Raw genomic sequence first — 10,602 nt, 5'->3', positions numbered from 1 at the left:
CAGGAGGCAGGAGGCAGGAGGCAGGAGGCAGGAGGACCGTACGGCGGCGGCGCTCGCGTGGTCGGGCAAGCCGCCGTTGCATGTGAGCGTCGCTCGTCGTCCGCCGCGCCCGAGGATTTCATCAGGGATCGCCACATGTACGCGCGGCGCATAGAAAATCGAACTCGCCCCGATTTTCCGGGGGCGTGTTGCGAAGTCCTCACACGGTCGGGGAGTTCCCCGGGACCGGGAAAGCGGAGCCGGTGCGCGGCGGTCGCGCGCTCGGTGTGCAGCGCCGTGATCGCCCGCGCCCGCTCGCTGTCACCGCGCGCGACCGCGTCGACGATGCCGCCATGCTCCGCCCAGGACTCCACGGGATTGGCGGGCACGCCGATCGCGTACATCCATGTGATCTTGTGCCGCAACTGGCCGAGCGTCGAAGTCAGCGCGGGGCTGCCACAGGCCTGCGCGAGCGTCTCGTGGAACCAGCCGCCCAAGGAGCGCAGGTCCTCTCTGCTGCCCCTCCTGGCCCGCTCCTGGCCCAGTTTGACCAAGCCGCGCAGTACCTTGAGATGGGCCTCGGTACGGCGCTGCGCGGCGCGCGCGGCCCCGAGCGGCTCCAGCAGCATCCGCATCTCCAGGAGGTCGGCCGCCTCCTGCTCGGTGGGTTCCGCCACGCACGCGCCCGCGTGCCTGCGGGTGACCACGAAGCCCTCGGCCTCCAGCGTTCTCAGGGCCTCGCGCACGGGGACGCGGGAGACTCCGTAGCGGCGGGCGAGGAGTTCCTCGGTGAGCCGGCTGCCTCGCTCATGGACACCCGCGACGATGTCATCACGGATCGCCGTGCATACCGAGTGCGCCGGAATACGCATGCCCGACCTCCGCCTTAATCCCCATGAAACGTCGCCGGTTGACGTGTGTTCAACCGACTCTATTGCAGCGGACCGGAATTTCCGACGGCGGGCCGGAATCCAGGGATATTTTTTGGACAGACGCCCGTTCGAAACGATGACGACCCCGGTTCGTGAACCGGGGTCATCAGTTCCGGGCGTTCCGCCGGAGGCGTCCCGTCAGACGTTCACACCGTGCGACCGGAGATAGGCGACGGGGTCGATGTCCGAGCCGTACTCCGGCGACGTACGGGCCTCGAAGTGCAGGTGCGGCCCGGTGACGTTGCCGGTGGCTCCGGAGAGGGCTATCTGCTGGCCCGGCGTGACCTGCTGGCCCACGGAGACACCGATCGAGGACAGGTGGCCGTACTGCGTGTAGGTGCCGTCGTTCATCTTGATGACGATCTGGTTGCCGTACGCGCCGCCCCAGCCCGTCTGGACCACCGTGCCGGAGCCGACCGCGTGCACGGGCGTACCCGTGGCGGCATGGAAGTCGATGCCGGTGTGGGCGCCGGAGGACCACAGGGAGCCGCCGGTCTTGTAGCCGGTGGAGACGTACGAGTTGTAGATCGGCGCCACGAACATGTTCAGGCGCCTGCGCTCGGCCTCGCGTGCGGCACGCTCCTTGGCCTCGCGCGCCTTCACCGCCTTCTCGGCGGCCCGCCTTCGCGCGGCCTCCGCGGCCTTCTTCTGCTCGGCGGCCTTCTTCTGGGCCGCGGCCTGGGCGTCGATCTTCTCCGCGACCGAGTCGCCGAGGGTCACGGCCTGGATGAGTCCGGTCTGTTCGACGGGGTTGCCGGCGGCGAGCGCCGGAGCGGCCAGGGTGCCGATGACACCGGTGGTGGTGAGCGCCGCGACCCCCACGGCGTTCGTGGTCGTACGCTTCACGCGGATGGGACGACGGTGCTTCCCGGTGGCGCAGGTGAACGCCATGAAGTGGCTGGTCCTTTCCTTCCCTCTCGCCTACCGGGTTAGCTGACGGGTTCGGAGCAGGAAGGTCTCCTACGGGCTCGCGCCCGATTCACCCCAGGGACTGCGTGTGGGTCCCCGGCTCCCCTGGCTCGCGCCGTACGGGGACTCGGCGATGACTGTCCGGTGCCGCGGGTGCGGCGCACTGCCTGACGAACAGCCCGACAGACGCTAGGAGGGGCCCGTTTCGATCACCAAACCGTTCCGGGGATTTGTAGCGCATCCCACAGGGCAGAGAGGCAACCTCTGTGGCAATACGGACAAACTCTCAAGAGGCTCCTGGACTCAGAAGGCGCCAAGAGGCAGGGCCCCGGTGACGGAAGAGTCACCGGGGCCCTCCCAGTCTCGCCGCCGCGCCGCGTACGGTGCCGCTCCACGCCGCTCTACTCGGCTGTCACGACGCTCACTTCACCGATGCCGAGCGCCTTGACGGGCTCCTCGATCTGCGCGGCGTCTCCCACCAGCACGGTCACCAGCCGGTCCACCGGGAACGCGTTCACCACGGCGGCCGTGGCCTCCACCGTGCCGGTGGCGGCGAGCTCCTGATAGAGCGTCGACTGGTAGTCGTCCGGAAGGTGCTGCTCGACCTGGTCGGCGAGTGTGCTCGCGACAGCCGCCGCCGTCTCGAACTTGAGCGGCGCCACACCCACCAGGTTCTGCACGGCGACATCGCGCTCGGCGTCCGTCAGCCCCTCGGCTGCCAGGGTGCGCAGCACCTTCCAGAGGTCGTCGAGCGCCGGCCCGGTGTTCGGCGTGTCGACGGAGCCGCTGATGGCCAGCATCGCGGCGCCCGTGCCGTCGGGTGCCGAACGCAGCACCTGGCCGAACGCCCGCACACCGTAGGTGTAACCCTTCTCCTCGCGCAGGACGCGGTCCAGCCGGGAGGTGAGGGTGCCGCCGAGGCAGTACGTGCCGAGTACCTGGGCGGGCCACACACGGTCGTGGCGGTCGGCACCGACGCGCCCGATGAGCAACTGCGTCTGGACGGCGCCGGGACGGTCCACGATGATCACGCGGCCGGTGTCGTCGGCGGTCACCGGGGGAACGGGCCGCGGCTTGGCGGGCGACCCCGTCCAGGCGCCGAGCGTGTCGGCGAGGAGCTCGTCGAGGTCGACCCCGGTGAGGTCCCCGACCACGACGGCGGTGGCGGTCGCGGGGCGTACGTGCCGTGCGTAGAAGGCACGGACGGCCGCGGAGTCGATGTTCTCGACCGTCTCCTCGGTGCCCTGGCGGGGGCGCGACATACGCGAGGACGCCGGGAACAGGTCCCGGGAGAGCTGCTTGGCGGCGCGGCGGGCCGGGTTGGCGGTCTCGTGCGGAATCTCGTCGAGGCGGTTGCGCACCAGGCGCTCGACCTCGCTGTCCTCGAACGCCGGCGACCTCAGGGCGTCGGCGAGCAGCCCGAGCGCCTTCTGCAGGCGGGAGACGGGCACTTCGAGAGAGAGGCGGACGCCGGGGTGGTCGGCGTGCGAGTCGAGGGTGGCGCCGCAGCGTTCCAGCTCTGCCGCGAACTCCTCGGCGGAGTGCTTGTCGGTGCCCTCGGAGAAGGCGCGCGCCATGATCGTGGCGACGCCGTCGAGTCCGGCCGGCTCGGCGTCCAGGGGCGCGTCGAGGAGCACCTCGACGGCGACGACCTGCTGGCCGGGGCGGTGGCAGCGCAGCACGGTCAGGCCGTTGTCCAGCGCGCCGCGCTCGGGCGCCGGGAACGCCCAGGGCCGGGCCTCGCCGGGGTGGGGCTGCGGGTGGAAGTCCATGGTCGCGAGCTCGGTCACTTCGCCGACTCCTCGTCGTTGCTCGTGCCTGGGGCGGCTGTGGTTTCGGCGGCTTCCTGGGTCCCGGGGGCGACCGGCTCGTAGACGAGCACCGCGCGGTTGTCGGGGCGCAGGCGGGCCTTGGCGATCTCCTGCACCTCCTCGGGGGTGACCTCGAGCACGCGTTTGACGGCGGTCAGGGCAAGCTGCGGGTCGCCGAACAGCACGGCGTACCGGCACAGTTCGTCGGCGCGGCCCGCGACCGTGCCGAGGCGGTCCAGCCACTCGCGCTCCAACTGGGCCTGTGCGCGCTCCATTTCCTCGGCCGTGGGGCCGTCCTCGGCGAACCGGGCGAGCTCCTCGTCGATGGCCTCCTCGATGACGGGCACCTCGACGTCGCCGGAGGTCTTCACGTCCAGCCATCCCAGGGAGGGTGCGCCGGCGAGCCGCAGCAGGCCGAACCCGGCGGCGACAGCGGTGCGGTCACGCCTGACGAGCCGGTTGTAGAGGCGGGAGGACTCGCCGCCGCCGAGGATGGTGAGCGCCAGGTCGGCCGCGTCGGCCGTGCGCGTGCCGTCGTGCGGCAGCCGGTAGGCGGCCATCAGGGCGCGGGCCGGGACCTCCTCCTCGACGACCTCGCGCAGCTGCTGGCCGATGATGTCGGGGAGCGAGCCGTCGCGCGGCTCGGGCTTGCCGTCGTGGGACGGGATGGACCCGAAGTACTTCTCGATCCAGGCGAGGGTCTGCCCGGGGTCGATGTCGCCGACGACGGAGAGGACGGCGTTGTTGGGCGCGTAGTACGTGCGGAAGAACGCGCGCGCGTCCTCCAGGGTGGCCGCGTCCAGGTCCGCCATCGATCCGATCGGCGTGTGGTGGTAGGGGTGGCCCTCCGGGTAGGCGAGCGAGGTCAGCTTCTCGAAGGCGGTGCCGTACGGCACGTTGTCGTAGCGCTGGCGGCGCTCGTTCTTCACGACGTCCCGCTGGTTCTCCATGGACTCGTCGTCGAGTGCGGCGAGGAGCGAGCCCATGCGGTCGGCCTCCAGCCAGAGGGCGAGCTCCAGCTGGTGAGTCGGCATGGTCTCGAAGTAGTTCGTCCGCTCGAAGCTCGTGGTGCCGTTCAGCGAGCCGCCTGCGCCCTGCACCAGCTCGAAGTGGCCGTTGCCCTTGACCTGGGCCGAGCCCTGGAACATCAGGTGCTCGAAGAGGTGGGCGAGGCCGGTGCGCCCCTGGACCTCGTGCCGGGAGCCGACGTCGTACCAGAGGCACACCGCCGCAACCGGGGTCAGGTGGTCCTCGGAGAGCACCACGCGCAGACCGTTGGCCAGGCGGTGCTCGGTCGCTGTCAGGCCCCCGGAGCCTGCCTCGGCTGTGGCCGTGTGACCCATGGGCATGTACGTCCCTTCGATCGCGGAAGCTGTGGCGGAAACCGCGGTTTCCTGCCTGTCCTGTCACTGTATGCAAGCGTGCGGACAGGTGGCGAAGTTCCCGTGCGGCGTACGCCGAGAGCGAGACCGGGGATTACCGGGATTACCGGGATTACGGGGGGTGGCGACCGCCCACGAGGTTGACGGGCGGCATGGCGGAGCCCGGGGGCGCGGGACGTATGACCGGGGGCGCGGGGTGCGGCCCAGGCGCGCGGGTAGTGCGTCGGCCGGGTGCCGAGGGGCACCGGAGCGCACCCGCGGAGGTCGGGGCTGCGCGGCCGGGAAGTCGGCACCGGGGCACCGGAGCGCACCCGCGAAGGTCGGGGATGCCCGGTTGGACGCGACCGGTCGGCACCGCGCGCTCTGCTCGTCCCAGGGCGTTTCCGCAGCGTCGGGGCGGTCGGACCGGCGTCGTGGACAACCGGCGGACGTGCCGCCGCGACCGCGGCCGGGGCACGTGGATCCGCCTCGCGGGCCCCTGAGGGACGGGGCCTGGTCCGCGTTGTCGGTGCGGCGGTCCACAATGGTCCGCGACAGATTCCGTTCATGCCCAGCGCAGACTGTGAAGGAGCCGGCAGCAATGGCCCGCCGCAGCACGAAGACCCCGCCGCCCGACGACTCGTACGAGGAGAAGATCCTCGACATCGACGTCGTCGACGAAATGCAGGGCTCCTTCCTCGAGTACGCGTACTCGGTCATCTACTCCAGGGCCCTGCCGGACGCCCGCGACGGCCTCAAGCCGGTGCACCGGCGGATCGTCTACCAGATGAGCGAAATGGGGCTGCGCCCCGAGCGCGGCTATGTGAAGTGCGCCCGCGTCGTCGGCGAGGTCATGGGCAAGTTGCATCCGCACGGCGACGCGTCGATCTACGACGCCCTGGTGCGCATGGCCCAGCCGTTCTCGATGCGCGTCCCCCTTGTCGACGGCCACGGCAACTTCGGCTCGCTGGGCAACGACGACCCGCCGGCCGCCATGCGGTACACCGAGTGCCGTATGGCCGAGGCGACGAGCCTGATGACCGAGTCGATCGACGAGGACACGGTCGACTTCGCGCCAAACTACGACGGCCAGGAGCAAGAGCCGCTGGCCCTGCCCGCGGCCTTCCCCAACCTCCTGGTGAACGGCTCGTCGGGCATCGCGGTCGGCATGGCCACGAACATGCCGCCGCACAACCTCGCCGAGGTCATCGCGGCCGCCCGTCACCTGATCCGCCACCCGAACGCGGATCTGGAAACACTGATGAAGCATGTCCCGGGCCCCGACCTGCCCACCGGCGGCCGGATCGTCGGCCTCTCGGGCATCCGGGACGCGTACGAGACGGGCCGCGGCACCTTCAAGATCCGCGCCACGGTGTCGGTGGAGAACGTGACGGCGCGCCGCAAGGGCCTGGTCATCACCGAGCTGCCCTTCACCGTCGGCCCCGAGAAGGTGATCGCCAAGATCAAGGACCTGGTCGGGTCCAAGAAGCTCCAGGGCATTGCAGACGTCAAGGACCTCACCGACCGCGAGCACGGCCTGCGCCTGGTCATCGAGATCAAGAACGGCTTCGTGCCCGAGGCGGTCCTGGAGCAGCTCTACAAGCTGACGCCGATGGAGGAGTCCTTCGGCATCAACAACGTGGCGCTGGTCGACGGCCAGCCGCTGACGCTGGGCCTCAAGGAGCTGCTGGAGGTCTACCTCGACCACCGTTTCGAGGTGGTCCGGCGCCGCTCGGAGTTCCGCCGCGGCAAGAGGCGGGACCGGCTCCACCTGGTGGAGGGCCTGCTCACGGCGCTGGTTGACATCGACGAGGTCATCCGCCTGATCCGCTCCAGCGAGAACTCCGCGCAGGCCAAGGAGCGCCTGATGGAGCGCTTCTCGTTGAGCGAGATCCAGACGCAGTACATCCTCGACACCCCGCTGCGCCGGCTCACCAAGTACGACCGGATCGAGCTGGAGGCGGAGAAGGACCGGCTCAAGGCCGAGATCGAGGAGCTGACCCGGATCCTCGAGTCGGACACGGAGCTGCGCAAGCTGGTCTCCGCGGAACTGGCCGCGGTGGCCAAGAAGTTCGGCACCGAGCGGCGCACCGTGCTGCTGGAGTCCTCCGGCGCCCCGGCCCCGACGGTCCCGCTCCAGGTCGAGGACGCCCCCTGCCGGGTGCTGATGTCGTCGACGGGCCTGCTGGCGCGCACGGCGAACGGCGACCCGTTCGCGGAGGACACCGAGGGCAGACGCTCGAAGCACGACGTGATCGTCTCCGCCGTCCCCGCGACGGCGCGCGGCGAGGTCGGTGCGGTGACGTCCGCCGGACGGCTGCTTCGGCTGAACGTGATCGACCTGCCCCAGCTGCCGGAGACCGCGACCCGGCCGAATCTCTCCGGTGGCGCGCCGATCTCGGAGTTCGTCTCGCTGGAGCCGGACGAGACGGTGGTCTGCCTGACGACGCTGGACGAGTCCTCCCCGGGCCTCGCGCTCGGCACGGAACAGGGCGTGGTCAAGCGTGTGGTCCCCGACTACCCGGCGAACAAGGAGGAGTTGGAGGTCGTCACCCTGAAGGAGGGCGACCGGATCGTCGGCGCGGTGGAGCTGCGCACGGGCGAGGAGGACCTGGTCTTCGTCACGGACGACGCACAGCTGCTGCGCTTCCAGGCGTCCCAGGTGCGTCCGCAGGGGCGCGCCGCGGGCGGCATGGCGGGCATCAAGCTCTCCGAAGGCGCGAAGGTGATCTCCTTCACGGCGGTGGACCCGGCGGCCGACGCGGTGGTCTTCACGGTCGCCGGCTCGCGCGGCACGCTGGACGACTCGGTCCAGACGACGGCCAAGATGACGCCGTTCGACCAGTACCCGCGCAAGGGCCGGGCCACGGGCGGTGTGCGCTGTCAGCGGTTCCTGAAGGGCGAGGACTGCCTGTCGCTGGCCTGGGCGGGCGCGACGCCGGCGCGGGCCGCGCAGAAGAACGGCATGCCGGCCGAGCTGCCGGAGGTCGACCCGCGGAGAGACGGCTCCGGTGTGTCGCTGCCGAAGACGGTGGCGGTGGTGGCCGGGCCTGTGTAGGTCACTCCTCGGGGTCACCGAGGCCCGCGGGGGCCTCGGTCTCCTTGTCCTGTACGTAGCGAAGGACGCCCCACATGCTGTGCTCGTCGGCGTGCGGGGCGTCGTCCGTGCACGCCTCCAGCCCCTTGTGCAGGGCTGCCGTATCGATGCCGGACCCGATGAGGACGAGCTTGGTGAGCCGCTCGTCGTCGGCCTGCCGGGCCTCCGGGTAGAACCGCAGGAACCGCCCCACGGCGTGCACGGTGTACCGGTTGCGCGGATCGGCGGCGCCGAAGTCGACATGTCCCTTGATCCGGTAGAGCCCCTCCGGCCTGCCGTCGAGGTAGTCCAGCAGCCGACGGGGGTTCATGGGCACGGTGGAGCGGAAGGAGAGGCTGTCGTAGCCGGCGTGCAGATGGGTGCGGTGGGCGCCGTCGTCCCCGTGCCCGTCACCGCCGTCCCTGTCGTGCCCGCCACCGCCGTCCCTGTCGTGCCCGCCACCGCCGTCCCTGTCGTGCCCGTCACCGCCGTCCCTGTCGTGCCCGTCACCGCCGTCCCTGTCGTGACGGTGCAGGTCGTCGAAGGACAGCTGCCCGATCCGCTCCTCGGCCGGCCGGCAGTCGAAGAGGAACTCCGGGTCGACGCGTCCATAGGCGGCCGGGACGACGGCGGCACCGTCGGTGAGCGACCGGACGAGCCGCAGGACCCGCTCGCTGTCACCGGCTCGGTCGGTCTTGTTGACGACGACGAGATCGGCGAGGGCGAGATGGCGGTCGAGTTCCGGGTGCTTCGCGCGGGTGGCGTCGAACTCCACCGCGTCGACGACCTCCACGAGTCCGCCGTAGACGACGCGTGGCTGCTCGCTGGCCAGCACCATGCGGACGAGTTCCTGCGGCTCGGCGAGCCCACTGGCCTCGATGACGATGACGTCGATACCGGCGGAAGGCTGGGCGAGGCGGTCGAGATAGAGGTCGAGCTCGCTGGAGTCGACGGCACAGCACAGACATCCGTTGCCGAGGGAGACGGTGGAGTCCCCGAACGCCCCGGCCACGGCCATGGCGTCGATCTCGATGGCCCCGAAATCGTTGACGACGGCACCGATGCGGCTGCCGCCGCTGTGGTGGAGGAGATGGTTGAGCAGGGTGGTCTTGCCCGACCCCAGGAATCCCGCGAGTACGACGACGGGGATCTGCTGCGGACTCGACGACCGGCTCACCGTGCGCCCCTTCTCACACCGATGCGTACGCCGGATCACGTTCCGGCGGACGTACGAGGGCGGCTCATGTACCGGCTCTCGCCGGTACGGTGCGGCTCTCGTACGAAGATGGAATGACGACCCAGGATACGAGTGGGAGCAAACCCCGCGGAGTGAACGATTGTTAGCGGCGCTCGCGGGGCACACGTTGGGCATGGCGCCGGGAAACGCGGCCCGCACTTCCCTCCGTGCGCCTCCTCTCCGCCTCCCCGCCGATCAGAGCCGCTCGGCACCCTGGGAGACGGCAAGCGCGCCGCCCATCGCTCGCCGGTCCCCACCAGTCGACCCGCACCCGACGACCGGCGGACGGTCGCCTGATTCGGGGGTTGACATGGTCACACAGAGGTTTGGGATACGGGGGCTGGGCTCCGCCGCCGTGGCGGGGCTCGCGTTCGCGGCGGGAGCCCTGGCAGCGCTGGCCGCACAGCACCGACGGCAGACGGACCTCCTTCGCCAGGTCACGGACGCCAACGGGGCCGACAGCCTCCGGGCCTACCACCGCCTTCAGCTGTGCCTTCTGGGCAAGGCCATGGAAGACCCCGACCTCGCCGCAGTCGTGAGCACCGTCGACGCGGATTCCCCCACACGGAGGCGCCAGTACCTCTATGCCAACGCGTTGTACTCCAACGCCTTGTTCGGTTACCGGTCGGGCGTCGCGAATCTGGAGGAACTGCACGGCCACCTTCGCGTGCTGGTCCGGAACGCCATCTTCCGCGAATACTGGGAGGTCACACGGCACCATCGCGCCAGCCTCAAGGCGGAATCGGTGGAGGCCCGGGTCGGCACGATGGTGGACACGCTGATGCACGATCTGGATGAGTCAGACACCGAGGAGTGGTGGGTCGTGGGTGAACCTCCCGCCGAGGAGTACCCGCCCCACGACCAGCGCTGAGGCGGCGCTCTCTCGTCAACGTGCCGCGAACAGCCGCCACTTGGCGTAAAGTCGGAGGTCTGCGCTAGCGTGACGTTGGGCTACCCTGTCCCCGATTTCAACACATGAAACAACAGGATCGGGGTTGCCTTGAAAATCGTGCGTCGCATCGGTGCCTCTCCACGCGAGCGTGGAAGCATGACCGGTGAAACCTGCCCGGACATCTTCGAACTCAGTGACGGCAATTTCGCCGTCATCGGCACTGAGGCCACCGCGACGCTCGACAGCGAACTTCCCCCCGACGCAGCACGCGCGCACTACGAACGCATCGTCATCGTCAGCCGGGAGACCCTGGTCAGAGCGAAGGCCGACATCCCGGACAAGTAGCGGCGCGCTGCCTCGTCCAACCGCCGCTGAACCTCCCCCCGCCAGAGGTCCATCCCTCCA

Annotated in this window: 7 protein-coding genes, 1 pseudogene and 1 riboswitch; of the genes and pseudogenes, 3 read left to right on the top strand and 5 right to left on the bottom strand. The window is 70.2% G+C overall.

The features are described 5' to 3' along the window. Positions 1 to 167: 167 nt before the first annotated feature. The 4 genes and pseudogenes from AAW14_RS30280 to AAW14_RS30265 all read right to left on the bottom strand — a co-directional run. Positions 168 to 851 (bottom strand): annotated as a pseudogene (locus AAW14_RS30280) (GntR family transcriptional regulator); the annotation flags it as partial. A 198-nt stretch (positions 852 to 1,049) separates the two neighbouring features. After that, on the bottom strand, positions 1,050 to 1,802 hold the full coding sequence (locus AAW14_RS30275) for a M23 family metallopeptidase (RefSeq protein ID WP_265567481.1): 753 nt from the start codon (positions 1,800 to 1,802) through the stop codon (positions 1,050 to 1,052). Between the two features lie 12 nt (positions 1,803 to 1,814). After that, positions 1,815 to 1,963: riboswitch (cyclic di-AMP (ydaO/yuaA leader) on the bottom strand. A 258-nt stretch (positions 1,964 to 2,221) separates the two neighbouring features. Continuing rightward, positions 2,222 to 3,610: a M16 family metallopeptidase gene (locus AAW14_RS30270; RefSeq protein WP_265567479.1), complete on the bottom strand. Its 1,389-nt coding sequence runs from the start codon at positions 3,608 to 3,610 to the stop codon at positions 2,222 to 2,224. After that, entirely contained in the window at positions 3,607 to 4,974 is a 1,368-nt protein-coding gene (locus AAW14_RS30265; protein ID WP_265567484.1) for a M16 family metallopeptidase, read from the bottom strand. The genes AAW14_RS30270 and AAW14_RS30265 overlap by 4 nt, the downstream gene beginning before the upstream one ends. Before the next feature lie 619 nt (positions 4,975 to 5,593). Between AAW14_RS30265 and AAW14_RS30260 the strand changes: the two genes are divergently transcribed. Continuing rightward, entirely contained in the window at positions 5,594 to 8,050 is a 2,457-nt protein-coding gene (locus AAW14_RS30260; protein WP_265567477.1) for a DNA gyrase/topoisomerase IV subunit A, read from the top strand. 1 nt (position 8,051) lies between these two features. On the opposite strand, the gene AAW14_RS30255 is transcribed toward AAW14_RS30260, so the two are convergent. Beyond that, on the bottom strand, positions 8,052 to 9,245 hold the full coding sequence (locus AAW14_RS30255; protein WP_265567476.1) for a CobW family GTP-binding protein: 1,194 nt from the start codon (positions 9,243 to 9,245) through the stop codon (positions 8,052 to 8,054). A gap of 370 nt (positions 9,246 to 9,615) precedes the next feature. Here AAW14_RS30255 and AAW14_RS30250 point away from each other — a divergent pair, with 370 nt between their 5' ends. Further along, positions 9,616 to 10,176 (top strand): DUF6082 family protein, encoded by a 561-nt coding sequence (locus AAW14_RS30250; protein ID WP_265567474.1) that lies wholly within the window; start codon positions 9,616 to 9,618, stop codon positions 10,174 to 10,176. A 129-nt stretch (positions 10,177 to 10,305) separates the two neighbouring features. Then, positions 10,306 to 10,542, top strand: a complete 237-nt coding sequence (locus tag AAW14_RS30245; RefSeq protein WP_265567472.1) for a hypothetical protein — start codon at positions 10,306 to 10,308, stop codon at positions 10,540 to 10,542. Positions 10,543 to 10,602 lie beyond the last annotated feature (60 nt).

Source organism: Streptomyces hygroscopicus (genome assembly GCF_026168105.1).
Classification (GTDB): Bacteria; Actinomycetota; Actinomycetes; order Streptomycetales; family Streptomycetaceae; genus Streptomyces; species Streptomyces hygroscopicus_D.
This window is presented reverse-complemented; position numbering and strand designations above follow the sequence as displayed.